Here is a 24,752-nt window from a genome sequence, read left to right as displayed (position 1 = left end):
CTACCGCCGAGCGCTTCCGCGCGGCGCCCGCGTCCAGCTGGTCCTCGCAGCGACGACCAAGGAGGCCGATCTCCGCATGCAGTCCGCCCACTACCGGCCGCTGGGCCTGAGCTCGGTGACCCTGACCCAGGTCGACGAGAGCGGCTGGTTCCAGCCTCGGCGGGCTCGCGAGATTCTCGAGGAGCAGTTCCAGACCAAGACGCTGAGAGCGTTCGGACTTGGTGACGGCAAGGACCAGGCCGTGCAGGCGGCGGCGCTGGCGCTGTCCTACGCCCGCGAGACGCAGCAGAACGAGTTGCAGCACATTCGCAGCCTCGTCGTGCGCTCGCCATCCGGGCATCTCCAACTCGACGCGACCACGCTGGCCAACCTGGAGGTGTTTCGCAATCTCCGAACCGGGTCGCGCAGTGGCACTTTGCTCGGGATTCTGGATCGAACCGTCACGCCTCCCGGAGGCCGCCTGTTGAGGTCCTGGCTGGGCAGGCCGCTGCGGTCGGAGTCTGAGATAGAAAGCCGGCAGAGCGCGGTCGGCGAGTTGATCGAGCAGCAAGAGGCCCGCGATAGGGTGCGGGATCTGTTGCGCTCGGTCGGTGATCCGGCGCGGCTGCTGGCCCGAGGCGTACTGGGCTCCCTGTCGCCCAGGGAAGCCGACGCGCTGCGTTCGGCGCTGACCGTGTCGCCGGCGATTCTGGCGGAAGTCGCACGGCTGCAGGGCCCTCTGCCGAGCGAGCTCGCGGCAACCGATCCGGTTTCGGATCTGCAGGCCGAGCTGGATAGGGTGCTGGCCGAGAGCCCCGCGATGAGCGTGGCAAAGGGGGGCGTGATCGCAGCCGGCGTCGACGCGGAGTTGGATCGCTACCGATCGCTCACCCAGGACACCAAGAAGCACCTGGCGGCGCTCGAGGCGCGAGAGCGCGAGCAGACGGGGATCGCCTCGCTCAAGATCCGCTTCAACAGGGTCTTCGGCTACTACCTGGAGGTGACCAAGGCGAACCAGGGCCTGGTGCCCGAACGCTACGTCCGCAAGCAGACCCTGGTCAACGCAGAGCGCTACATCACTCCCGAGCTCAAAGAGCTCGAAGAACAGGTGCTGGAGGCCGAAGAACGGCAGATCGAGCTCGAGGACCGTCACTACCGAGCATTGCTGACCGCGATCGTGTCGGCGGGTCCGCGCGTGCGAACGCTGGCGGACGTGTTGGCCCGCGTCGACGTACTCGGTGCACTCGCGGAAGTCGCGGCCCGCAACGGCTACTGTCGTCCCGTCATGCGACCGGCCGGCGAGCCTATTCGGGTCGAAGACGGCCGGCACCCGGTGGTCGAGAAGCTCACTTCGGAGACGTTTGTCCCCAACGACCTCGATCTCGGCGGTGAATCGGGCGAGGTCGTCATCCTCACCGGTCCCAACATGGGTGGCAAGTCGACCTATCTGCGTCAGAACGCGTTGATCGTGTTGATGGCCCAGGCGGGCTCGTTCGTGCCGGCGAAGCGCGCCGAAATAGGGTTGGTCGATCGCATCTTCACTCGTGTCGGTGCGAGCGACGACCTCACGCGGGGTGAGTCGACGTTCATGGTCGAGATGGTCGAGACCGCCAACATCCTCCGTCACGCCACCAGGGAGAGCCTCGTAATCCTGGACGAACTCGGCCGCGGCACGGCCACCTTCGACGGGCTTTCGTTGGCCTGGGCAACGGTCGAGTTCTTGCACGAGAGGGCCGGCTCCAAGGCGCTCTTCGCGACTCACTATCATGAGCTGACCGAGCTCGAGGGGCTCTTCGAGAGGGTGGTGAATCGAACGATGTCGGTGAAGGAGTGGGAGAACCGTATCGTCTTCCTGCACCGTGTCGTTTCCGGTAGTGCCGACAAGTCCTACGGTTTGCACGTCGCTCGCCTGGCCGGGATGCCCGGCGAGGTGATCGATCGAGCGGGTCAGATTCTGGCCAATCTCGAAGCGCAGGAGTATGACGTGGCGGGAAGGCCACGTCTGGCCGCGGGCTCAGAGGTGGTTGAAAACAAACCGGGGCAACTCGGTCTGTTCGCCCCTGCGGACGAGCTGGTGGCCTCGATTCTGCGGGAGGTCAACCTGGATCGGATGACGCCGCTCGCGGCTCTGAATCTGCTCCAGAGCCTGAAGTCGCGGCTGGATTCGTAGCGGCCCGCCCGCGCCCAGGCCGAAACGAGAGTGTCGCGCCGGTGCCGCCTCTCTGGGAGCCATCAGTAGATGGAGAGGCTCCTTCCGAGGCGCACGCGACGCTCCTTCATTGACCGGGAAGGGGCGGGCCAGGTCGACCTGACCGCGATAGGTCACTGACTGCTCGGTGCGGCGTCTCGTGGCAAAACGAGTCGGGAGGGGACACGATGGAATCGTGTCCCCGAGCTAGAACGGGATGTCGTCGTCGTCCGGGCCGCTTGCGCCGCCGGTATCGGCCGACGGGCCTCCGCCCGCGTTGTACCTGCCACTGCCTCCACCGGAGTAGCTGTCGGAACCGCCTCGGCTTCCCAGCATCTGAAAGTTGTCGCACACGATCTCGGTCCGGTATTTCTTCTCCCCGGTCTGTTTGTCGTCCCAGGAGCGGGTCTGGAGGCGTCCCTCGACGAAGATCTGGCGGCCCTTGGACAGGTACTGACCCGCTATCTCGGCCTGGCGGCCCCAGCAGACGATGTTGTGCCATTCGGTCTGTTCCTGGCGGTTGCCATCGCGGTCCTTCCACTTGCGATTGGTGGCAAGGCTGAAAGAGGCTACGTTCTGTCCCGAGGGAGTCGAGCGAACTTCCGGATCACGGCCGAGGTTTCCGATCAACATCACTTTGTTGAGCATGTTTGTCTCCTACTATTCTTCGGGTTGATGTTCTCTTCTGGGCTCAGTGGCCAGCACTTTCACGGGGTCCGAAGAGTCGGTAAGCTATCACAGCGACAAGCTCGATTCGTGAGCCGAAACCGGCCTTCAACCCCACCTGGATAGACGCAAAACGTGCGCATCGTCTTGCAGAAAGTTTCGCGCGCTGAGGTTCGGGTCGAGCGGATGCAGGTTGCCACGATCGGGCCCGGGCTGGTGGCGTTGATCGCGGTCGAGCGCGGGGACAACGAATCCACGGTGGCCTCGGCAGTCGATAAGCTGTCGAACGTGCGCTGCTTCCCGGACGAGAACGGGCGCATGAACCTCGATCCGGCGCGGGCGGGAGCCGAGTTCCTGTTGGTCTCGCAGTTCACCCTGGCCGCCCGCCTCGATCGGGGACGTCGCCCGTCGTTCGAAAGGGCGGCACAACCGGCCCGGGCTGAGAAACTGCTGGAGCTGTTGGCCGACGGTCTTCGCCGACAAGATCATGCGGTGGCCGTGGGCCGATTCGGAGCCCACATGGAAGTCGAGCTGGTCAACGACGGCCCGGTGACGCTGATCCTCGAGCTTGGTGCCTAGCTGACCGGGACGACGTCGAGTGGGATCGGCATGAAGGAAAGCGCGAAGATCAGTAGACAGAGCCAGCCGACGGCTCTGTGCCTGGGCTCGAGCCCGAGCGCTTCGTCCGCTACCGGTGGGTGGCGCAGTCCGATGATGAGAATGATCAGGCACCATAGCAACCAACCGAGCCAGAAGTAGCTGCAGGCGGCCAGTGCGATCCACAACGGCAGGGCGAGCTTGTGCTGGAGGCGGCCGGCGAGCGCATAGAGGATGTGCCCGCCGTCGAGCTGTGCCAGCGGCAGCAGGTTGAGAGAAGTCGCCAACAGACCCACCCAGGCGGCGAGGGCGAATGGGTGCAGGTTGAGAACGGTGTTCTCGGGGAGGGGGCCGTGAAACGCCCAGGTCGTGATCTGGGAGGCCAGAGACTGCCCGGGCAGAAAGAGGAGGGCGCGTGCGGCTTCCGCGGGAGCTGGCTCGTACGGGGCGGGTTCCGAAAGGGCGATGCCGATCAGGAGAAACGGAGCCAGAACCACGAAGCCAGCCAGCGGACCTCCCGCGCCAACGATCAGAAGCTCACGCCGATTTCGAATCGGGCTTCGGATCTTGATGAAGGCGCCCAAGGTACCTAGAGCGAAGGGCACGGGCAGGAAATAGGGCGGAGTCGACGGCAGCCGGTAGCGGCGGCAGGGCAGGTAGTGCCCGAGCTCGTGGCAGAGCAGGATCACCAGCAGTGGGATCGAGAAGCTGATGCCCGCGACCAGCATGCCGGGATCGCTCCACACCGTACGAATGGTCTCGAAGCCCATCCACATTCCGAGATCCGTGCTGTCCTCGGTGTGCGTCGCGACCGACCATATGGCGCCCAGGGTCGTGGTCGTGAACAGGGCAAGGAGGAACAGAGCCGCGGCGAGGCCCAGTTGCCAGGTCTTGTGTCCCGGCCGTGGGAAATCCGCGGCCGGGAGAGCGTTGCTTTCCACCGGTCGCGAAACGGCTAGATCCCGCGGAGCTCTTTGCCCGGCTTGAAGCGGACAGTCTTGCCGGGGGCTATCGCCACCTCGACGCCCGTCTTCGGGTTCCGACCGATGCCACGCTTGCGGTCCCGTACCTGAAAGACCCCGAATCCTCGCAACTCGATGCGCTTGCCCTGGCGCAGCGCAAGCTTCATAGCGTTCAGGATCGTGTCTACGGCGAGTGCCGCCTTGACCCGAGAGACGTCGGAGGTTTCGGCAACGCGAGTGACGAGGTCGTTCTTGATCATTTTGGAGGGCGCCCAATGTAGCAGCGCACTCGACGAAGTGTCAACGAAGTTTCAGGTTGTTTGCAGTTTGCGTCTCAAGATGCATCGCTCGAAGGCAAGAGCCGTCATGGAGCCCAGCTTTTTCAGGAAATCCAGGTCGATGTCGGAGAGACCGGCATCGCCCCGATCGACGTAGGCCGCGCAGACGAGCTTGCCCCGGATGGCTACCCGTAGCAGCAAGCACTCGCGCTCGAGGGAGCCGCCCCAGCAGCGCGCCAGCGCTTTGTGGGCGGGCGTCGATTCCAGCCGGCCCGTAAACAGGGCGGCACCTTTTGACAAGGTCCGAAACACCGTAGCGTGATGTAGCCCCACCGAGTAGTGGCGGAACCAGTCGAGGTTCAAGTCGGAACCGTGACTCATCCATCCGGTCACCTCTTCGTGACCCGAAGACACTCTGAACAGGAGCACCCTCGGAAACTGCCCGGCGAGAACCTGGATCAGAGCCGCACCGATCTGGGACGCCGTTTCCGCATCGCTCAACCTCTGGCCGTACAGCTCGTGATCGGTGCCTTCGGTGGGAGCGACGGCCTCCGCCGAGGTTCTCAGCTCCGGCATCGGTCCCCGGCTGGCCTCGAGGGCGGCGCGCTCCTCGGGAGTTAGGGGAATGGCCTGCCGATCGAACTTCGGAGGAGAGAACACCCGTCTTCGTGACACGGAGGAGGGGCTGTTCGGCGCGCCGGGCCGGAGGTAGGCTGGGACCGGGCTGAGAGCGGGACCGTTGGCGGCCCCAGCGGGGGAGTCCTGCCGGCTATCGGCGGTCTCGAGAAGGCTCCGGAACCGCAGCGGAATGTCGCTGCCGTAGTAGCGGTGCAGCGCGTCGACGATTCTCAGCTCGCTGGCAATGTGTGGCCGGATCCGCTGACCCATCGAAAATGAGAGCTCGTCTTCCAGAGCGAGGTCACCGGCATCGACCAGCGCCACGTCGATGCGTCCCGTTGAGTACCGAAACGGTATCGCAGAACAGTTCAGTGCAGTCGATCTGGGCAGGAGTCCGATCATCTCGGGCGACAGGTCCTGCAGATCCTCCCTGGTGGCTGTTGGCGCGTGGAGCTGTTCGGACAGCACCGCGAGCAGGTCTTCTTCTCCGAGCGCCCCGATTTCGAGCAGACATGTGCCGAGTCGACCCCCGAAGTTGCGCTGCCGTTCGAGGGCCCTGTCCAGCTGTCTCTCGGTGAGCAAGCCCCGGGAAATCAACAGGGCGCCGAGTTCCGTTTTGGGCATCTACAAACTTACTCGATTAAGCCCAGTGTTTTCAGGGGTTACCAGTCGCTACGGAATTATAGGAACGGCGCATTCGGTTGTAAAGAAAAAGGAACGATTGGTATTGTGCCGCCGATGCGCGTTATTCCCCGGAACTGGCTGAGATCGAGCGCGGCGCTCATGGTGCTCTTGGTGGCGACCTCGGCGATGGCGCAGGAGCGAGCCGGCGTGACGTCGGACGAGACTACCGAGTCCTCTGTGGCGACCGAGGAGGCGCGTTATCTGTTCGCCCTCGCGCAGGCCCTTCGTCACGAAGCGGACTACAAGGGAGCGCGCGAAGCGTTCGAACGCGCCGTGGCAGCGGAGCCGTCGGAACCGTACTTGAGACTCTCGTTCGCCGAGTTTCTCTATCAGCTCGGGGAGCTGGATGCGGCGTCACAACAGGCATCCGCGGCACGGGGACTGGGCCCTGAGAACCCGGAGGCGTTGCGCTTGCTGGCGAGGATCGAGCTGCGCCAGGCCGACAAGTCGCCCGAAGCGCTCGAGAACGCTATCCGCCTTTTTGAGGAGTTGAGACAGCTCCTCCCCGAAGATGTCGAATCGAGGGTCAACTCTGGCCGCCTCCTGATCAACCTGGGTCGCTTCGACGAGGCGGTTTCGGCGTTGCGTGAGGCCTACGAGCTCAGACCCGGGGACCTGCGCCTGGCCTCGATTCTGATGACCGCCTATCAACGCTCGGAGAATCGGGCCGAAGCCGAGAAAGGACTGCGCGAGTTGCTTGCGCGGTACCCCGAGTTCCTGGATGCGCGCCTGACGCTGGCCAATCTTCTGGCCGAACAGCAGCGTCACGCCGATTCCGTGGCGGTACTCGAGGGCGGGGCCGACGCTCAGCGCGACAGCCTCGAGGTGCTTCGACTCCTGGCGCTGGAGCTCTATCGGGTGGGGGCCTGGCAGAAGTCGCTCGAAGCCAGCGAAAGGTGGCTCGAGGTCGCCCCGGGCGAGCCGCCAGCTGTTTATTTGAATGCCCTGGCCCTGTCGGCCCTGGCCCGGTTCGTCGAAGCCGAGGCCGGCCTGCGTGTCCTCTACGAAGCCGACGAGAGGTCTTTCGACGTTGCGCGCGTGCTGGCAGAGGTCGTGGAGCGGCAAGGGAGGGCGGCGCAAGCCGCCGAGATTCTCTCGAGGGCCGCTGAAAGCCTCGAGGCCGACGGACAGGCCGACCAGGCATTGCGAACGAGGCTCGAGTTGGTCGACCTGGAAGTCCGAGCAGGGAACTGGGAGCGGGTCCTCGAGATAACCGACAGGCTCTCGGCTTCGGCAGCCTTGCCCTCGGAGGGTGATCTGAAGCTGGTTCGAGGCCAGGCTCTGCTCGAGATGGGACGCACCGAGGAGGCGATCGATCTCTTCGAGAAGTTGGGGTCGGATGCCGAGGTCGGTCATCGGGCGCGAGCGCGCGAGGCGGAAGCTCTTTTTCGGGCGGGTAGGACCGAGGCAGCCGAGAAGAAGCTGATGCGCCTTTCCGAGACCGGCGACATCCAGCAAGTGGTCCTGGCCGCTCGGACGCTGCATCGACTGGAGCTCTACGAGAAGGCGATTCCGCTGTGGCTGGACGCCAAGAACGAGGATCCCGAGGCGCTGGACGTCCGGTTCTGGTTGGGCAGCGCCTACGAACGCAGCGGTCGGAGAGACACGGCGATTCAGGAGTTTCGCGATTTACTGGCTCGGGACGAGTTGTTCGCACCGGCGTTGAACTACCTGGGCTACATGTGGGCCGAGCGCGGCGAGAACCTCACCGAAGCCGTGGATCTGGTGAAGAAGGCCGTCGCTCTCGAGCCCAACAACGGTGCTTACATAGATTCTCTCGGCTGGGTCTACTATCAGATGGGCGACTATGAATTGGCGAGAGGGCACCTCGAGAAAGCGGCACGGCTGGTGGGCGAGGATGCGGTGGTTTTCGAGCACCTGGGAGACCTCTACGCCACGCTGGGGCGGCGCACCCTGGCTGCCGAGTCCTATCAGAAGGCCCTGGCCCTGGCGGACGACAACGAAGAAGCGGTTCGGCGAAAACTCGAGCAGCTGAACGGCGACTCCTGACCGCGGTGATCTCGAGCCGGCTTCTGACCGCGGCAACGCTGCTCGGCACGCTGGCAGGTGGCTGTGCTCATACACTGCCGATCGAAGCGGTCGCTGGTGGCGACTCGCCTCTGCCGACCGGGCTGCTCGCCGAAGATCTCGGCACGCAGAGCCTGTTTCGAGTGCACTACAGTGGCCAGGCGGGCTCCGGAGCTTTCCGGCTCGTTCTGAAACTCGAAAGTGCCGACCGCTATCTGGTCGAGACCCGGGACCGATTTGGCCGGGGACTCTGGCGAATCGCAGCGGGTCCTACCGGTACCGTCCTGGTCGATGACCGCCAGGATTTGTTCTGCGTGAGCGACGGCGAGATCAGGATTCCAGAGATGGCTTTGGAAACGCTGCCGATCAGAGAGCTGCCGGCGATTCTGCTGGGCAGGTTGCCCGGAGGACTCGAGCCGGGTGCCTCCGAAGGAGAATACCGGGATCGCCAGGGTCGTCGCTGGACCGTGGCCGTCACCGGGGCACGGCTCTCAAGATGGACGGTTTGGCAAGCGGGCGCGCCCTGGCTGTGGTGGCTTCAGGAGGCCGCCGGCCAAGGAGTGCTCTCCCATCGTGCCGGCACCCAGCTGCGATGGAGACGGGTGGCCGGAGAGCCCATGATCGGGGAGATTCCTCCGCTTGCCCTGACGCCCGACCACATCGAGATCGGCTGTGAGGATTGGCCGACTCCGGCCGAGAATGCCGCAGATGGGCATTGAATTTCGGCCACGGTTTGCTACCATGAGCCGCTATTGGAGCGGTGGCACGGGCGGCCGGCCTGCGCTCTTTTTTGCCAGACCATAAAACGCAAGTCACAGCAGGGTTTCCGGGGATGCTGGAGGGTTCTCCAGGGTGTGCTGCGGCTGGCTCGCGAGATGGAGAGGTCGATGAGAATTACAGACATCAAGGTTTTCCCGGTGCGCGAGGAGAAGCTCAAGGCGTTCATCTCGATCGTTCTCGACGAGTGCTTCATGGTGAACGACATCAAGGTCATCAAGGGGAAAGAGGGCTTCTTCATCAGCATGCCCAGCCGTCGGAAGCGCAACGGCAAGTTCAAGGACATCGCCCATCCGCTCAACAACGAAACCCGCCAGGCCATGGAGATGGAGATCCTTGCGGCTTACGAAGGGGAGCTCGCGGGGACCTCGGAAGCGGAGCCCCAGGTCAAGGCTCGCCCCACCGGTGGTGGGGAGGTCGAGAAGCCTCGCTCCGAGCCCAGGAGGAGAGAGCCGGTTGCGGCCGAGGTCGAAGCGGTCGAACCGCCGGTCGTCGAGTCGGAATCTGTACCCAAACCGGAGAGCCGACCAGAGGTTGAGCCTCAGCCCAGCGCCCGGAAGGTCGACGGCGACGCTCCCGGGGAAGGCGAAGATGACTCCGCCGGCGGGGAGGGCGCCGACAAGTCGCTGGAGGAAGTGACGGAGCTCCATCTGCGCGATTCCTTTTGGGGCACCTAGGAGAGCGCTGACGAGCGTGCTGCCGAGCTATGGCAAACTCGCAAGGACTACTGGGGCGTCGCCAAGTGGTAAGGCACCGGACTTTGGATCCGGCATTCGCAGGTTCGAATCCTGCCGCCCCAGCCAATGTCACGATTTCCAGTTTCAGCATGTTCTGGACAAACCAAATGGATAGAGCCCGATGTACGGTGAACTGAAGATCTTCAGCGGCGGTGCCCACCCGAGTCTGTCGAGGGAGATCGCGGAGTGCCTCCAGATACCCCTGGGCAAGGCCGACCTCTACAACTTCTCCGACGGCGAGATCTTCTGCCAGATCGACGAAAACGTTCGCGGCGGCGACATCTTCGTAGTTCAGCCCACCTGCACGCCGGTGAACGAGAATCTGATGGAGTTGCTGATCATCATGGATGCTCTGAAGCGAGCGTCCGCGTTCCGGGTCACCGCGGTGGTCCCCTACTACGGCTACGCCCGGCAGGACAAGAAGGACAAGCCGCGAGTGCCGATCACCGCCAAGCTCGTTGCGGATCTTCTCTCCAGCGCCGGGGCAGACCGGATTCTGACGATGGATCTGCACGCGGCGCAGATCCAAGGTTTCTTTGACGTGCCCGTCGATCATCTCTTTGCTGCTCCCGTGATCCTGGAGGCGATTCGGGCCCTCGAGATGCCCGACCTGGTGATCGTGTCTCCGGACGCGGGAGGCGTAGAGCGCGCCCGGGCGATCGCCAAGCGGCTGCAAGCGGGATTGGCCATTATTGACAAACGGCGGGTGGCGGCGAACGAGGCCGAGGTCCGGCACATCATCGGCGAGGTCGAGGGCAAGAATGTCTTGATCCTGGACGACATCATCGATACCGCCGGAACGTTGTACAAATCGATCGAAGCCCTGCACAAAGAGGGTGCTCGGCGGATCTTCGCGGCCGGCGTCCACGCAGTGCTGTCCGGGCCGGCCATCGACCGTTTGATGGACTCGGCGGTCGAGTCCGTTCTGATCACCAATACGACACCGCTCGAGGACAAGCTCGAGCGCTGTTCGAAACTGAAACCGTTTTCGGTAGCTCCGCTGCTCTCGGAGGCTATACAGAGGATTCACACCAACAGTTCGGTGAGCTCGCTTTTTGTCTGAGCCCGCCGCGAGGAGTCGTCATGGACGAACTGACATTGGAAGTTCAACGGAGAGAACAAACGGGAACCGGGCCGAACCGGCGCTTGCGCAAGGCGGGTCTACTGCCGGCTGTCGTCTACGGAGGCGGCAAGGACTCGGTTCCGATTCAAGTCGATCAGAAGTTGATTCACCGTCTGCTGAAGGAGGTCGGCGGCGAGAACGCCGTGTTCTTGCTCAAGCTGGCAGGTACGGCCAAGAGCCGTCACACGATGGTTCGCAAGATCGACATCGATCCGATCTCCCGGCAGATAAGCCACATCGATTTTCAACGAATCGACATGGCTCAGAAAGTTAAGGTTCAGGTCAACATCGAGGTCGTGGGCGAGTCGATCGGCGTCAAGACCGAGGACGGCGTGCTGGACTTCGTCAATCGAGCCGTGGAGGTCGAATGCCTGCCGGACAAGATCCCGCAGGTGATCGAGGTCGATGTCAGCGGGCTGCATACCGGACAGCACCTAGAAGCCAGCGATCTGGTAATCCCGGAGGGAGTCGAGATTCTGGACGACCTGACCAAGGTCATCGTGTCGATCGCTCACGCCCGGGTGAGCGAGGTCGAGGAGGGCGAGGAAGAAGAGCTGCTCCTGGAGGCCGAGGCGGAAGAGCCCGAGGTCATCGGACGCGGCAAGGAGGAGTCCGGGGAGTCTGCGGGCGAGTAGCCGCAGGGAACCCGGGACGTGACGCCGACTTCGGAGGAGTCGCGAGCCCTCATCGTGGGGCTCGGGAATCCGGGAGAAAAGTACCGAGAGACGCGCCACAACCTCGGATTTCGGGTTCTGGACGAGTTGACCCGGAGATGGCGACTCGGAGAGCGCCGGCTCGAGTGCAATGCACTCGTGGCGAGCTCGGGACGGGCCCTTCTGGCATGGCCACAGACCTACATGAATAGAAGCGGCTATTCCGTAAGATGCCTCGTGGAACGACATGGCTTCGAGCCGAGCGACATTCTCGTGGTCTACGATGACGTGGCGCTGCCCCTGGAGAGGCTCAGATTGCGAAGGAAGGGTGGGCCGGGAGGACATCGGGGCATGGAGTCGGTTATTCGGAACCTGCGCACCGACGAGATCGCCCGACTGCGCCTCGGCATCCTGCCGGACCAGGAAATGGACGAGGAGGAGTTGTCCGACTTCGTCCTGGCTCCGTTCGTTCCAGAAGAGATCGAGGCGGTTGGTGTCATGGAGAAACGCGCCGCGGATGCCTGCGAGAGCTGGCTGCGCGATGGATTTGAAGTCACGATGAACCGTTACAACGGATAGAGGAACAGGAGGAAGCTACGGTGGAGTTCCAACAAATGACATATCTGGTGCCGATCTGCGGCGTCGCGGCATTGATTTTCGCTTGGCTGCGCAGCGCCGAGATCACGAAGCAAGAGGCCGGCACCAAGGAAATGGCGGTCATAGCGCGCCACATCTCCGAGGGCGCGATGGCGTTTCTGCGACGGGAGTATCGCGTCTTGGCGATATTCGTCGTAGCCGCAGCCGTGCTCCTGAGCTGGGCCAACAGCGGCAACGCGGAGAGCTCGAAGCTGATCGGGGTTTCGCTGATCGCCGGTGCCTTCTGTTCCGCTCTCGCCGGCTACTTCGGCATGAAGATCGCGACGAAGGCGAACGTACGGACCGCCGCCGCGGCTCGCTCGGGTCTCAATCCGGCACTGAAAATCGCCTTTTCGGGTGGTTCGGTCATGGGGTTTTGCGTCGTCGGACTTGGCATTCTGGGCCTTTCGGGGCTCTACCTGGTCTACATGAAGCTCTTTGACACCGGCTCGGCTCAGGCGGATCTCCTTCGCGTCGTTACCGTGCTGACCGGCTTCTCTTTCGGCGCCAGCTCGATCGCGCTTTTTGCCCGCGTGGGTGGAGGCATCTACACCAAGGCGGCCGACGTTGGCGCCGACCTGGTCGGCAAAGTCGAAGCCGGGATCCCGGAAGACGACCCTCGAAATCCGGCGGTGATCGCCGACAACGTGGGCGACAACGTGGGAGACGTTGCCGGCATGGGCGCGGATCTCTTCGAATCCTACGTCGGCTCGATCATCGGATCGCTGGTGCTGGGCGTCAACGCCACGACGTTGGCGGGTGAGGCCTATACGCCGGGCTTGGTGGTTCTGCCGCTGGTTCTGGCGGGCGTCGGCGTGCTCATCTCCCTGGCGGCGACGTTTCTGGTCCGCACCGCCGAAGGGGGCAATCCCGCTCACGCGCTCGACCGCGGCACCTTCGGGGCCGCGGCCGTCATGCTGGTCGCCATCTATTTCCTGGCGCAGCGGCTGCTCGACGGCACCTACGTCATCGCGGGTGCCGAGTTCGACGCTACCGGCGTCTTCTACGCCACCGTGGCCGGGCTCGCGGGGGGGGTCGCGATCGGCTTGATCACCCAGTACTACACGTCTGAAGCCAAAAAGCCGGCGCAGGAGATCGCCAAAGACAGCCTGACCGGCTCGGCAACGAACATCATCTCCGGGCTCGCGACCGGCATGCGCTCGACCGCTCTCCCGATCGTAGTTCTGGTGGCCGCGATTATCGTGGCCAACGACCAGGCCGGACTCTACGGCATCGCGATCGCGGCTCTGGGCATGCTCTCCACGACCGGGATTCAACTCGCGGTCGATGCTTACGGCCCGATTGCCGACAATGCCGGCGGCATCGCCGAGATGAGTGCTCTGGGCGCCGAAGTTCGCGCTCGAACCGACAAGCTCGATGCGGTTGGGAACACGACCGCCGCTATCGGCAAGGGGTTCGCAATTGGTTCGGCGGCGCTGACTGCGCTCGCGCTCTTCGCGGCCTTTCGAACCACGGTCGGTCTGGACGTGATCGATCTCTCGAATGCCAGGGTCATGGGAGGCCTGTTTGTCGGCGCGATGATGCCGTTTCTGTTTTCCTCGATGGCCATGCGAGCGGTGGGCCGCGCGGCCTTCCGGATGATCGAAGAGGTTCGGCGCCAGTTCCGTGAGATTCCGGGATTGATGGAGGGCACCGGCAAGGCCGAATACGCCAAGTGCGTCGACATTTCGACGCAGGCGGCGATCCGCGAGATGGTTGTGCCCGGGCTGATGGCGGTCGTCGTTCCAGTGGCGGTCGGCTTCTACGACACCGCGGCACTCGGCGGCCTCCTCGCAGGCGTGACGTCTTCGGGCGTTCTCATGGCAATCTTCATGTCCAACGCCGGTGGCGCCTGGGACAACGCCAAGAAGTTCATCGAGTCCGGAGCGCACGGCGGCAAGGGATCCGACGCCCACAAGGCGTCCGTCGTTGGAGACACGGTCGGTGACCCATTCAAGGACACCGCTGGACCGAGCCTGAACATCCTGATCAAGCTCATGAGCGTGGTGGCTTTGGTGATTGCACCGCTGCTGGTCTAGAAGAGCCGTTTACCGAAGAAACTCGGTTCGCTTGTGATTGAGTGAAAAACAGGTAGAATACGCCGGTTTCACAGGTGGCCGGTCCGCTGGGCCGGCTGCTAACTTCCACTCCCTGTTCCTCTTACGAAGAGAGGGACCGATTCTAGGCCGAAGGGAGGCTTAATCTAGATGGGTTTGTACGAATTAGCTGTCCTGTTCGATCCTCGTCTGCCCGACGAGGAAGTGGCCGGGCTGAGTGACGGCGTCAAGGAGTTGCTGACCAGCTTGGGCGCCGAGATAGTCAAGGAAGAGAGCTGGGGCAAGAAGCGCCTCGCCTATGAGATTCAGAAGCTGACCGAGGCTCGGTACGTGTTCTTCACGGTCAAGACCGAGGGGAGCAACCCGTTTCCAGAGGTGGAGCAGAGGCTGGAGCAGAACGACAAGGTGCTGCGTTACATGACGGTGCGGCTGGACGCCGGCCGGCTGCGGCGCCGAGGGGAGCCGGTCGTTGCGGAGGCGGTCCCGGCAGAGTCGGCACGCCCGATAGGCCCGGCTAGCCCGGCTAGCCCGGCTAGAAAAGAGGAGGCGTCATGAGGGGTCGACCAACACGCCGCAAGAAGAAGACATTCATCAAGCGTCGCAAGGTATGCCGCTTCTGCGCGGACAAGATCGAGACCGTGGACTACAAGGACACGCAGACGCTGCACCAGTTCATCGTCGACCGCGCCAAGATCCTGCCGAGCCGGATCTCCGGCACCTGCGCCAAGCATCAGCGAATCATCCAGCAGGCGATCAAACGCGCCCGGCACATAGCGCTGCTGCCGTACACGGCGGACTAGGAGCGACCCATGAAAGTCATCTTGATGCGAGACGTCCGGCACACCGGACACCGTGGCGAGGTTGTGAATGTGAAGTCCGGCTACGCGCGCAACTATCTGGTTCCGCAGGGTATGGCTCTCGAGGCCACTCCCGGCAACATCAAGTACTTCGAGCAGCATCGCCAGAAGATCGAGGTCAAGCACGAGAAGGAGCGCGAGACCGCGAGCGCCCGAGCGGCCGAGATCGGCGCCGTCGAGCTCGAGATTCCGAAGCGCGTCGGCGAGAGTGGGACTCTCTATGGGTCCGTCACCGCCAGCGAGATCGCCGAAGCCCTGGAAGCCAAGGACATCACGGTGGACAAGCGCCGCATCGACCTGGGTGGGGGAATCAAGGCGGTCGGCGAGCATCTCGTCAGACTCGAACTGCATTCCGAAGTAGCGGCCGAGATCAAGGTTCACGTCGTTCCGGAGCAGTAGGACCCCCATCTGGTACCGTCGATCTCTATGGCGGAAGATCCGGTAGCTGAGCCCACTCTGGATCGGTTTCTCGGAGAGCCGACCGAGGAGATAGCGGACTGGCGTTGGCTTTGGCAGGGCGATCACGAGTTCCCGATTCGCAGCCGGAGGGGCGCAGGGGGCAGGTTGGTTGTCTGGCTAAAGAAGCTCCTACGGCCGCTGGTGAGAGCTCCCCAGGCCGACATGTGGGATCGTCAGCGCCAGTTCAATCTGGTCTTGCTGGCACATCTGGAGAAGGTGAGAGACCTGCAGATCGGTCTGGGTGACCTGGGGCGCGATCTGCAGCGGGTTCAGGGCGAGATCGTGGGGGATCTACGGGAGGTGCAAAGCGATCTGGTCAACGACCTCGACAAGATCAACACCGATCTTCAAGAGCTAGATGTGGCCTTTGCGGTGTTCAAAGCCGAGGGCCTGAAGGACCTGGCTCGTCAGACCGAGGCACTGTTCAGCCTGCTGGACCAGAAGGTCGAGCGACTTCGCCACCAGGCGGGTGCTTTGGGGTCCGAGGCCCAACGTCCCAGGGGGCGGGGAAGTCCCCCCACTCGCTAGGGTGGTGATGAATCCGGCGGCTAGTGAGTAGACTCCCCGGGGGAGCTCCGAGGGGTTCCCGGAGAACTCACGTAATAACTACCAGAGCAAGGCAGGGAGAACACGATGTCCGATTCTGTTGAGAGTTTTGTCGAGAGAGTGATCGCCAAGAACCCAGCGGAGCATGAGTTTCATCAGGCCGTACGCGAGGTCGTCGAGTCGGTTTGGCCGGTCATCGAAAGCAACCCACGCTATCGGAGCGGCAGGATTCTGGAGCGAATGGTCGAGCCGGAACGGTTAGTGAGCTTTCGAGTTCCTTGGGTAGACGACCAGGGTGAGATTCAGGTCAATCGTGGCTTCCGGATCGAGATGAACAGTGCCATCGGCCCCTACAAGGGCGGCCTGCGGTTTCATCCCAGCGTCACCCAGGGGATCTTGAAGTTCCTGGCCTTCGAGCAAGTCTTCAAGAACAGCCTCACAACCCTGCCGATGGGAGGTGGCAAGGGCGGTTCCGACTTCGATCCCAAGGCAAAGAGCGACGGCGAGGTCATGCGGTTCTGTCAGGCGTTCATGAGAGAGCTCTATCGCCACATCGGCCCGAACACCGACGTACCCGCCGGCGATATTGGGGTCGGCGGCCGCGAGCTGGGCTATCTGTTCGGGATGTACAAGAAGCTGGCCAACGAGTTCACCGGAGTCCTGACCGGGAAGGGAATCAACTGGGGCGGCTCACTGATCAGGCCCGAGGCGACCGGCTACGGTACCGTGTACTTCGTCAACGAGATGCTGGCCACTCGCGGCGAGACCTTGAAACGCAAGCGAGTGCTGATCTCCGGCTCGGGCAACGTTGCTCAGTACGCGGCCGAGAAGACCTTGGAGTTCGGCGGCAAGGTGCTGGCGCTGTCCGATTCGAGCGGTACGATCGTCGACGAGGACGGCATCGATTCTCAAAAACTCAGCTATGTAATGGACCTCAAGAACAACCGCAGAGGACGGATCAAGGAGTACGCGGAGCAGTACCCCAGTGCCACCTACCTGGAGGGTGAGCGGCCGTGGTCTGTGAAGTGTGACGTAGCCATGCCGTGCGCCACCGAGAACGAGATCAACGGCGACGACGCCAAGACTCTTCTGGACGACGGCTGCATCTGCGTCGCCGAAGGCGCCAACATGCCTTCCGATCATGAGGCCATCGGCCGCTACCTGGACGCCGGAATCCTCTACGGGCCGGGCAAGGCAGCCAACGCCGGCGGCGTGGCGGTATCGGGTCTCGAGATGACCCAGAACGCCATGCGCATCTCCTGGTCCCGCGAAGAGGTGGATCAGCGGCTCCGGATGATCATGAAGGACATTCACGCGACCTGCGTGCGCCACGGTAAGAACGGCGATTTCGTCAACTACATCGATGGCGCCAATATCGCTGGCTTCATCAAGGTGGCCGACTCGATGCTGGATCAGGGGGTCGTGTAGAGGCCGTGACCCCGAGGCTTCATGGAGCCGGCTGGTGCGGCCTCGGGGCGCCGCGCAGACTGACGTTCGAAGGGCCGCCATGGGCCGGCAACGAATGAGGTTTCAGGGCCGTGGGAGTCTCAAGGCTCTTCGTTTTCACGATCTGACGCCTTTCCGCATCCGCGAGGTGTTGCTGGTCTCCTCGCCCTACGATGCCTTCATTCTCGAGGAGGACGGCCAGCTCACCGAGCAGGTGTTCTTCGAGTACCGCGAGGTCAGCGCATCCAGCCCGCCTCGCTTTACCCACGTTCGCACTGCCAAGGCGGCCTTCGCGGCGCTGGCCGAGCGGCGGTTCGACCTGATTCTGGTGATGAGCAGTCTGTCGGGCATGGGGGTCAACGCCTTCGGGCGCAGGGTAAAAGAGCTCCGGCCGGGCCGGCCGGTGGTGTTCCTGGCCGTCGACGATCGAGAGCTCGAAGAGGCCCAGGAAGGCATTGACACCGAAGTGATCGATGGGACTTTTCTGTGGAGCGGAGACGCTCGGATTCTGTTGGCGGTCGTCAAGTACGTCGAGGATCGGGACAACGTCCAGCACGACATCCGGGTCGGCAACATCCGAGTCATCATTCTGCTCGAGGACTCACCACGCTTCTACTCGGCGTTCCTGGGCCTGGTCTACAAGGAGCTGATGAGTCAGTCCCGCTCTCTGTCCTCGGAGGGGGTCAACGAGCTCCATCGGCTGATGTATATGAGGTCGCGTCCCAAGATTCTCCACGCCAGGTCGTATGAGGAGGGCATGGAGCTGTTCGGTGAGTTCGAAGCGAACGTGATGGCCGTGATCAGCGATGTAGCAATCCCCAGGGCTGGGAAGGTCGATCCGAGGGCGGGAGTGGAGTTCTCGAAACATGCTCGGAAGCGGATCGCAGAGCTGCCGGTTCTGCTCCAGTCCGCGGAACCAAGCAACGCAGACGTGGCCAAGGAGATGTCGGCGACGTTTGCCGATAAGAGCTCGCCGACATTGCTGGCCGAGATCCGATCCTTCATGACCGAGCAGCTGGGTTTCGGCGATTTCGTATTCCGGCTGCCCGACGGCAGGGAAGTCGGTCGAGCCCACGACCTGGCCGAGATGGAGGAGGTCCTGAAGACGGTTCCCGGAGTGTCGGTTGGATATCACGCGGCGAACAACCACTTTTCGATCTGGTTGATGGCTCGCTGCGAATTCGAGCTGGCCGAGCTGCTCAGGCCACAGAAGACGTCCGACTTCGGCGGCATCGAGGAAACCCGTGGGTATCTCGTTCGGGTCTTGTCGGATGCTCGCCGCAGCTCGTATCGGGGCCACGTCGCTGACTTCAAGCGGGAGCGCTTCGAGCAGGATCTGATCGTGCGGACGGGGCAGGGAGCCTTAGGTGGCAAGGCCCGTGGCATCGCATTCCTGAACCGCTTTCTGCCCCAGGCGGAGTTCCCTGACAGCCTCGCGCTGCCGGTCAAGATTCCGAAGACGGTCGTGATAACCACCGATTATTTCGACGCGTTTCTGGATGGCAGAAACCTACGGGGCTTCGCCTTCAGCTGTGAAGACGACGGCGAGCTCGTCAGGAGGTTTCTTGCTTCGCCGCTGCCCGCCAAGCTTGTCGAGGACCTGCGGTTCCTGATCGAGCGGCTTGAAGGCCCCTTGGCGGTTCGCTCTTCGAGCCTGCTCGAGGACTCGCTTCATCAGCCGTTTGCCGGCATCTACGCGACGTTGATGATCCCCAACAACAACCCCGATCTCGAACGACGACTCTTGGGGCTGGCCAATGCGGTCAAACTCGTATACGCGTCCACGTTCAGCTCCAACGCGCGCTCGTATCTGGACACCACCGGCCACCTCAAGGAAGAGGAGAAGATGGCGGTGATCGTCCAACCCTTGATCGGACGCAGGCACGGGAACCGGTTCTATCCCACCTTTTCCGGGGTCGCGCAGTCGTTCAACTACTATCCGGTCGGAGCGCAGCAAGGCAAGGATGGTGTCGTCTACGTCGCCCTGGGCCTCGGGCGCACGGTGGTTGAGGGCGGACTGGCTCTGCGTTTCAGTCCCAGAAACCCGGAGATCCTGCCGCAGTTCGGGACCCCGAAGTCCATGCTGGATGGCACCCAGAGGAGTTTCTACGCCGTCGATACCGACTACGATTTCAACGATGGGTATCTTGACGCGTCGGCGAACTTGCGCGAGTTCGACCTCAAAACAGCGGAAAGCGACGATGTTCTGTCCTCGGTGGGAAGTGTCTACATAGCCAATGAGCAGCGGCTCCGGGAGGACCTTTCTCTGGCGGGACCTCGCGTCATCACCTTTGCGAACATCCTCAGACACGGTGCGATACCGCTGGCTGCGACCCTGGAGGAGGTGATGAAGGTCGCCAGAAGGGGACTGGGCGGAGCCGTGGAGGTGGAGTTCGCCTGCGACATGGGGGACTTCGGACGACGCGCAACTCGCGGCAGGCCCAGGATGGGGCCCGAGCTCTATCTGCTGCAAATGCGCCCGATGGGTTCGCGCTATGTGGGGTCGAGGGTGGCCCGCCAGCCGTACGAGCGAGCCGATCTCTTGTGCTCGAGCCTCAGTAGCCTCGGTGAAGGAGTCAGCAAGCTACGCGATCTGGTTTACGTGCGCCGCGATCGCTGGCAGCCGTCCAAGAACAAGGCGATTACCCGGGAAATCGAAGAGATCAACCAGGCGCTTCGCGAGGACAGAAGGCCTTACCTTCTCGTCGGACCGGGCCGTTGGGGCACAGCCGACGAGTGGCTGGGAATCCCGGTGCAGTGGCGGCAAATCTCGAACGCCAAGGTGATCGTCGAGGCCTCGCCCAGGGGATACAACGTCGAGCCCTCGCAGGGGACTCACTTCTTCCAGAACATCACCTCCCTTCGGATCGGCTACCTGACGCTGCCGCCGGGAGCCGAGAAGGCCCAGAAGCCGCCGGAGGATTCCGCCGGTGATGACGAGTTCTTGGACTGGGATTGGCTCGATTCCCGGCAGGCGCGTCGCGAAACCGAACATCTGCGCCACCTGCGGTTTCGCAGGCAGCTGACGGTGGTTCTGGACGGCAAAGACAACCGAGGAATGGTGGTCAAGCCGGCAAAGGGCTAGCCGAGCATCGCGCGAATCGCGGACTCGAGCGCTCCCGGTTCGAGCTCCTCGAGCTCATAGGCCACATCGGCGATGGGCTTGTTGACCGTCAACACCCGGCTCAGCTCGATCGGAGTGCCTTCGACGACGACATCCGCCGGGGTCGCGTTGATGGTGGCCTCGAGCTCTTCGATCTGCCGCTGGCCGTAGCCCATGGCGGGCAGTATCTTGCGGGCGTTCGGGTATTTTTCGTAGGTCTCACGAATTGAGCCCACCGCGTGGGGAACCGGATCGACGACTTCGGCGGCGCCGGCTTGCTGTGCGGCGTACCAGCCGGCGCCGTAGCTCATGCCGCCATGCGTGAGGGTCGGGCCGTCTTCGATCACCAGGGCGCGCTTGCCGCGTATGAGTTCCGGTTTGCTCACCGATACCGCGGAGCGGCACTCGACGATCTGCGCGCCGGGGTTGTGTCGGCGACAGCTCTCGAGAACCGCCGCGAGGTCCGGAGGCTTGGCGGTCTGGACCTTGTTCACGACCAGGATGTCTGCCATGAGCAGGTTGGCTTCGCCAGGGTAGTAGCTGGTCTCGTGTCCCGGCCGGTGGGGATCGACCAGTGTCAGGTGAAGGTCGGGTCGATAGAAGGGCGTGTCGTTGTTGCCGCCGTCCCAGAGAATGACCTCGGCCTCCTTCTCGGCCCGACGCAGGATCAGCTCGTAGTCGATTCCCGCATATACGACGAAGCCATTGTCGATCAGGGGCTCGTATTCTTCGCGCTCCTCGATGGTGCAGTCGTGGCGGTCGAGATCATCGTAGCTGGCGAAGCGCTGGCAGATCTGACGGCTCAGATCACCGTAGGGCATCGGGTGTCGAACGGCGACGACCTTCTTCCCCAGGCCCCGGAGGATCTTGGAGAGGTACCGGGTGGTCTGCGATTTGCCACAGCCGGTTCGCACGGCCGTGATCGCTATGACCGGCCTCTTCGAGTCCAGCATCGTACTCTGGGCCGAGAAGACCCCGAAATGGGCGCCCCATGCGATCACTCGGTTGGCCTTGTGCATGACGTATTCGTGAGAGACGTCGGAATAGGAAAACCAGACTTCGTCGATCTCGCTGTCTCGGATCAGATGCTCGAGCTCGGCCTCCCCCCGGATCGGCACCCCCTCCGGATACAACTCACCCGACAGCTCGGGTGGGTACAGGCGGCCCTCGATGTCGGGGATCTGCGCCGCGGTGAAGGCGACGACCTCCCAGTCCGGCTCGTTTCGGAAGAGGGTATTGAAATTGTGAAAATCCCGGCCCGCGGCACCCATGATCACGACTTTTCTACGGCCCAATGTGGAGTCCCCCTTGGTAAGAACTTCGCTTCCGGCGCGCCGGTGGCGGTCCGGTCGACCCGGATTGTATTTCAAGCTCGGCGCACAGGGTCGAACCGGAGGCCGGCGCAGTCTCGAACCGCTGCGCCGGCCCGCAGGCCGGGGAGTCACCGGAGTCGGCGTGCTCGAGCGCTTCGCAGCCCTAGAACTTCCAGACCAGGAGTGCCTGGGCCGTGTTCTCGTCCGTCTTGGAACCCAGTTTGTTCATCCAGTACTGGTATTCGATGCCGATGGCGACGGTCTCGGAGACGAAGTAGCGAAACTGCGGTTGGGCCAGGATCCAGGCCTCCACGTTGCCGCCGAACTCGTTGGTGCGTTCGCCGATGTATTCCATATGACCCTCGATGCTGCCCTTCTCGCCGATCGGGTACGCCCAGTTGATGTCGACCATAAAGGAGTCGTCCTCGCTGGGGGCGCCGTTGGGATCGCCGCCGGGTCCGAGAATCCCCACGCTGTCATCGATATAGAGCGTGAAATCCGTGTTCAGGAACGCGAAGCCTTTGGCGTTCCAGGACAGCCCGATGCCCGGCAGGTACTTGATCACGTTCGCATCCGGCGCCCAGTTGAAACCGGCGATGATCCGGATGTCTTTGATCGCGCCCTTCATCTCCTCCTTGCCGCTCATCTTGCGGGGGCTGAAGTAGGAGTACCACTCGCCGTAGGTATCGTTGTCGTTGAAGCCTCCGTTCTCCGAGGAGATGACGTCGAAGAAGAAGAAGTTGTCGCCGTACTTCCAGCCGCTGGCGTGTTGCAGGGTGAAAATGAGCGTATCCTTGTCCTCCTCCGGGGAATCCGGCAGGAATTGCGGCGTGTCCAAAGAGCCGTATTGAAGATGCAGCTCGGTGTTGCTCCAGATCGCTGCCGGAGCCGATTGCGAGCCGACGACCATCACCGCGAGGAAGGCGACGGTGGCCATGGCTTTGAGGTGACTTCGTTTACCGGACATGTGGGACCCCCTTTTTTCTAGTGGTTAGAGTTGCTCCTATCTGGAAGCTCCAGCGACGTCGCTAGCGCTCCTCTCGCGCGTACGGTAGGCCCAGAGCCGCGGGCGCGCCGATTCGCCGGCGCAGCGAAGCCCGGGATGCCAACACCAGAATCGCAATGGTCAGGACGTAGGGCAGCATCATCAGGAAATAGGTCGGAATGTCCAGTCCGACGGCCTGAATGCGGAGTTGGAGAGCGTCGGCTCCGCCGAAGAGATAGGCGCCGAGCATCGCTCTCCCCGGATTCCAGGCCGCGAAAATGACCAGAGCCAGAGTGATCCAGCCGCGTCCGCCGCTCATCTGCTCGATCCACATGGTCGTATACGCGAGCGACAGATAGGCGCCGCCGAGGCCGGCCATGGCGCCGCCAAAGAGCACACAGCCGTATCGGACCTTGGCGACCGAAACGCCGAGCGAGTCGGCGGTGGCGGGGTTCTCACCCACCGAGCGAATCGCGAGGCCCAGGTGGGTCTTGTACATCACCCACCAGGCGATCGGCACGAGCACGAAGGAAAGGTACACCATGGCGTCCTGCTGGAACAGGACCTGGCCGAGGATCGGAATCTTCGACAAGCCCGGGATCGCGACCTGGTCGAAGCCGGGGCCGACCTGGCCGATCATCGGCTTGCCGAAAAAGCCGCTGATTCCGGTGCCGAGGATCGTCAGGGTCAGGCCGCTCACGATCTGATCGGCGCGCAAGGTGATGGTGACGTAGGCGTGGATCAACGAGAACAGGGCTCCGGCGACCGCTGCGGCGAACACGCCGACCACGGGGTTGCCGGCGGAGTAGCCGGCCGTGAAGCCGGCGATGGCACCGACCAGCATCAGGCCTTCGAGGCCCACGTTCAGAATTCCCGAGCGCTCGGCGTAGATCTCGCCGATGCAGACGAAGAGGATCGGGGTTCCGGAGCGCACCGCTGCCTGGAGAATGGCGACGATCAGGACGAGCAGACTACCCTCCACCGAGCGCCTCCTTTCGGTCGAAGACCAGGCGATACCGGGACAGAATGTCCCCGCCGAGGACGAAGAACAGGATGAGGGCCTGAATGATGAGCACGATGTTGACCGGCAGCTTCATGGTGATCTGCACGGTTTCGCCGCCGACGTAGAGACCTCCCATCAGGATCGACACCAGAACCACCCCCCATGGGTTCCGGCGCGCGAGCCAGGCGATGATAATGGCGGTGTAGCCGTAGGGAGCCGCGTGGGGCGAGATGTCCTTCAACAGCTTGAGCTGGATGCCGCTGACCTCGACCATGCCGGCGAGCCCGGCGAGTCCGCCGCTGATCAACATCACCAACAGGACGTTGCGACCGGCGTTCATGCCCGCGTACTCGGCCGCCCTCGGGTTACTGCCGGTCACCGCGATCTCGAAGCCCCAGCGACTCTTCTCCTGAAGGAAGTAGAGCGCCACGGCGATCACAAGCGCGAAGAGAAAGCCGAGATGCACGCGCGTGTCGCCGAATCGGAGCAGTTGCGCGCCGTCCGGGAACTGCTTGGTCATAGGGAAACCGAAACTCACCGGATCCTTCCACGGCCCATAGATGAAATGAGCCACCCAGAGGATCGCGACGTAGTTGAGGAGAAGAGTGGTGATGATCTCGTTGGTGTTCAGCTTGACCTTCAGATACGCCGGGATCAGGGCCCAGAGGGCCCCTGCTGTGAAGCCGCCGAGCATCATCGCGGGGATCATCAGCCACGGTGATCCGTCCCACCCGGTCATCACTACCGCGGTCGCTCCCCAGGCGCCCATGTGCAGTTGCCCTTCCGCGCCGATGTTCCAAAACAGCATCTTGAAAGCCAGCATCACGCCCAGACCGCACAGGATCAGCGGAGTCGCCTTGACCAGGACCTCCGTGAAGCCGTAGGAGGTGCCGAACGCCTCCTTCAACATCGCCCCGTAGGCCGTAAGTGGGTTGGTCCCGGTGCTGAGAAGCAGCAGAGCAACCACGACCAGGGACAGGAGAACCGAGATGATCGGGACGAGAACCTCGAGCTTGCGGGATCTTTCGAGCCGCAGCTCTAAGCGCATGGCCATGCT

At 63.0% G+C, this 24,752-nt stretch carries 23 protein-coding genes and 1 tRNA gene; 16 read left to right on the top strand and 8 right to left on the bottom strand.

The window, feature by feature from the left end:
• A partial coding sequence (gene mutS / locus GY769_14230; GenBank protein ID MCP4203075.1) for a DNA mismatch repair protein MutS occupies positions 1-2,149 on the top strand: 2,149 nt, incomplete at its 5' end.
• A 225-nt stretch (positions 2,150-2,374) separates the two neighbouring features.
• Here the strand turns inward: mutS and GY769_14225 are convergent.
• Complete coding sequence (locus GY769_14225; GenBank protein MCP4203074.1) at positions 2,375-2,815, bottom strand: single-stranded DNA-binding protein; 441 nt, start codon at positions 2,813-2,815, stop codon at positions 2,375-2,377.
• A gap of 153 nt (positions 2,816-2,968) precedes the next feature.
• On the opposite strand from GY769_14225, the gene GY769_14220 reads away from it, so the two are divergent.
• Positions 2,969-3,412, top strand: coding sequence for a D-tyrosyl-tRNA(Tyr) deacylase (locus GY769_14220; GenBank protein MCP4203073.1), 444 nt, complete (start codon positions 2,969-2,971; stop codon positions 3,410-3,412).
• Here GY769_14220 and GY769_14215 read toward each other — a convergent pair.
• Genes GY769_14215 through GY769_14205 form a run of 3 tightly spaced genes read right to left on the bottom strand, consistent with a single transcriptional unit; the run spans position 3,409 to position 5,912 of the window.
• The gene (locus GY769_14215) at positions 3,409-4,371 is read right to left on the bottom strand and encodes a site-2 protease family protein (GenBank protein ID MCP4203072.1); all 963 of its coding nucleotides are present in this window, start codon (positions 4,369-4,371) and stop codon (positions 3,409-3,411) included. The two genes, GY769_14220 and GY769_14215, sit on opposite strands and share 4 nt — an antisense overlap.
• 14 nt (positions 4,372-4,385) lie before the next feature.
• Positions 4,386-4,652 (bottom strand): integration host factor subunit beta, encoded by a 267-nt coding sequence (locus tag GY769_14210; GenBank protein ID MCP4203071.1) that lies wholly within the window; start codon positions 4,650-4,652, stop codon positions 4,386-4,388.
• Positions 4,653-4,703: 51 nt separating this feature from the next.
• A complete protein-coding gene (locus tag GY769_14205; protein MCP4203070.1) occupies positions 4,704-5,912 on the bottom strand; it encodes a hypothetical protein in 1,209 nt (402 codons plus the stop codon).
• A gap of 114 nt (positions 5,913-6,026) precedes the next feature.
• Between GY769_14205 and GY769_14200 the strand changes: the two genes are divergently transcribed.
• From GY769_14200 to GY769_14135, 14 genes are all read left to right on the top strand, one after another.
• Positions 6,027-7,982, top strand: coding sequence for a tetratricopeptide repeat protein (locus tag GY769_14200; protein ID MCP4203069.1), 1,956 nt, complete (start codon positions 6,027-6,029; stop codon positions 7,980-7,982).
• Positions 7,983-7,987: 5 nt separating this feature from the next.
• Positions 7,988-8,719, top strand: coding sequence for a hypothetical protein (locus GY769_14195; protein ID MCP4203068.1), 732 nt, complete (start codon positions 7,988-7,990; stop codon positions 8,717-8,719).
• 168 nt (positions 8,720-8,887) lie between these two features.
• Entirely contained in the window at positions 8,888-9,454 is a 567-nt protein-coding gene (gene spoVG / locus GY769_14190) for a septation regulator SpoVG (protein MCP4203067.1), read from the top strand.
• Positions 9,455-9,505: 51 nt separating this feature from the next.
• Positions 9,506-9,580, top strand: a tRNA-Gln gene (locus GY769_14185).
• A 55-nt stretch (positions 9,581-9,635) separates the two neighbouring features.
• Positions 9,636-10,577 (top strand): ribose-phosphate pyrophosphokinase, encoded by a 942-nt coding sequence (locus GY769_14180; protein MCP4203066.1) that lies wholly within the window; start codon positions 9,636-9,638, stop codon positions 10,575-10,577.
• A 20-nt stretch (positions 10,578-10,597) separates the two neighbouring features.
• Positions 10,598-11,272 carry a 50S ribosomal protein L25 gene (locus GY769_14175; GenBank protein MCP4203065.1) on the top strand — a complete coding sequence of 225 codons (675 nt, stop codon included), beginning with the start codon at positions 10,598-10,600 and terminating at the stop codon, positions 11,270-11,272.
• A gap of 18 nt (positions 11,273-11,290) precedes the next feature.
• The gene (locus GY769_14170; protein MCP4203064.1) at positions 11,291-11,869 is read left to right on the top strand and encodes an aminoacyl-tRNA hydrolase; all 579 of its coding nucleotides are present in this window, start codon (positions 11,291-11,293) and stop codon (positions 11,867-11,869) included.
• A 35-nt stretch (positions 11,870-11,904) separates the two neighbouring features.
• Positions 11,905-13,965 (top strand): sodium-translocating pyrophosphatase, encoded by a 2,061-nt coding sequence (locus GY769_14165; protein ID MCP4203063.1) that lies wholly within the window; start codon positions 11,905-11,907, stop codon positions 13,963-13,965.
• Positions 13,966-14,133: 168 nt separating this feature from the next.
• The gene (gene rpsF, locus GY769_14160) at positions 14,134-14,538 is read left to right on the top strand and encodes a 30S ribosomal protein S6 (GenBank protein MCP4203062.1); all 405 of its coding nucleotides are present in this window, start codon (positions 14,134-14,136) and stop codon (positions 14,536-14,538) included.
• Complete coding sequence (gene rpsR, locus GY769_14155; protein ID MCP4203061.1) at positions 14,535-14,783, top strand: 30S ribosomal protein S18; 249 nt, start codon at positions 14,535-14,537, stop codon at positions 14,781-14,783. Before rpsF ends, rpsR begins: the two co-directional genes overlap by 4 nt.
• A gap of 9 nt (positions 14,784-14,792) precedes the next feature.
• Positions 14,793-15,239, top strand: coding sequence for a 50S ribosomal protein L9 (locus GY769_14150; protein MCP4203060.1), 447 nt, complete (start codon positions 14,793-14,795; stop codon positions 15,237-15,239).
• A gap of 27 nt (positions 15,240-15,266) precedes the next feature.
• The gene (locus GY769_14145; GenBank protein ID MCP4203059.1) at positions 15,267-15,827 is read left to right on the top strand and encodes a hypothetical protein; all 561 of its coding nucleotides are present in this window, start codon (positions 15,267-15,269) and stop codon (positions 15,825-15,827) included.
• 105 nt (positions 15,828-15,932) lie between these two features.
• Positions 15,933-17,273, top strand: coding sequence for an NADP-specific glutamate dehydrogenase (gdhA, locus tag GY769_14140; GenBank protein ID MCP4203058.1), 1,341 nt, complete (start codon positions 15,933-15,935; stop codon positions 17,271-17,273).
• Between the two features lie 79 nt (positions 17,274-17,352).
• Positions 17,353-20,376 (top strand): histidine kinase, encoded by a 3,024-nt coding sequence (locus GY769_14135; protein ID MCP4203057.1) that lies wholly within the window; start codon positions 17,353-17,355, stop codon positions 20,374-20,376.
• On the opposite strand, the gene GY769_14130 is transcribed toward GY769_14135, so the two are convergent.
• The 4 genes from GY769_14130 to GY769_14115 all read right to left on the bottom strand — a co-directional run bounded on the left by GY769_14130 (position 20,373) and on the right by GY769_14115 (position 24,749).
• Positions 20,373-21,665: a GTPase gene (locus GY769_14130; protein ID MCP4203056.1), complete on the bottom strand. Its 1,293-nt coding sequence runs from the start codon at positions 21,663-21,665 to the stop codon at positions 20,373-20,375. The two genes, GY769_14135 and GY769_14130, sit on opposite strands and share 4 nt — an antisense overlap.
• Positions 21,666-21,870: 205 nt before the next feature.
• Positions 21,871-22,617 (bottom strand): nucleoside-binding protein, encoded by a 747-nt coding sequence (locus GY769_14125; GenBank protein ID MCP4203055.1) that lies wholly within the window; start codon positions 22,615-22,617, stop codon positions 21,871-21,873.
• A 118-nt stretch (positions 22,618-22,735) separates the two neighbouring features.
• Positions 22,736-23,650, bottom strand: coding sequence for an ABC transporter permease (locus tag GY769_14120; protein ID MCP4203054.1), 915 nt, complete (start codon positions 23,648-23,650; stop codon positions 22,736-22,738).
• A 13-nt stretch (positions 23,651-23,663) separates the two neighbouring features.
• Positions 23,664-24,749, bottom strand: coding sequence for an ABC transporter permease (locus tag GY769_14115; GenBank protein MCP4203053.1), 1,086 nt, complete (start codon positions 24,747-24,749; stop codon positions 23,664-23,666).
• Positions 24,750-24,752: the final 3 nt, after the last annotated feature.

It is taken from the genome of bacterium (assembly GCA_024224155.1).
Taxonomy (GTDB): Bacteria; Acidobacteriota; Thermoanaerobaculia; order Multivoradales; family JAHEKO01; genus CALZIK01.
The sequence above is the reverse complement of the archived record's forward strand: the minus strand, read 5'-3'. Positions and strand labels throughout refer to the sequence as shown.